At 31.6% G+C, this 572-nt stretch carries 1 protein-coding gene; it reads left to right on the top strand.

Annotated elements, in window-relative coordinates; all coding sequences use genetic code 11:
• Positions 1-27: 27 nt before the first annotated feature.
• Positions 28-396, top strand: coding sequence for an XRE family transcriptional regulator (locus ACFIL8_RS12455; RefSeq protein ID WP_375690089.1), 369 nt, complete (start codon positions 28-30; stop codon positions 394-396).
• Positions 397-572: the final 176 nt, after the last annotated feature.

Here is a 572-nt window from a genome sequence, read left to right on the forward strand (position 1 = left end):
TATTTCTTCTCTAATAGGACTTTTTATATGGTTACATCTTTTGGTAAAATTTTACGGAAACTTCGCATTGATCACTCAGAACGCCTCTTAGATATGGCTAAGAAAGTAGACATATCTGTAGCATTTTTATCTTCTGTCGAGATTGGCAAAAAATCTGTTCCTGTAGGACTGGAGGAAAAGATCATAGAGCTTTATGGTTTAGATAAAGCTATGGCTTCTCTCTTAAAAAAAGAAGCCTATTCTTATCGAAAAAGTTTTACAATCAAGACTTCTGATCCGTTGAGGTATGAAGCTGTTGGTGAGTTTGTTAGAAATTTAGAGAATTTTTCACAACAAAACTTAGCAGAATTAAAAGACGTTCTTGAGAAAGTTTGCAAAAAAAGAGGCGTCCTATAGAGATAGGTTGAAAAATCCTATTCCCTAACTTTTATTTACGCGTCCCTCACTGTAAAAAATATATGGAAAATCAATAAATTATTTTGGATAAAAAAGAACATGGTGCCCAAAAGAGTTTCAATAATTTTAAATAAAATAAATGAGTTATTGCGATATGGGGGAAATTTATCATTATT

Source organism: Bartonella sp. AP57NXGY, assembly GCF_042195805.1.
GTDB lineage: Bacteria > Pseudomonadota > Alphaproteobacteria > Rhizobiales > Rhizobiaceae > Bartonella.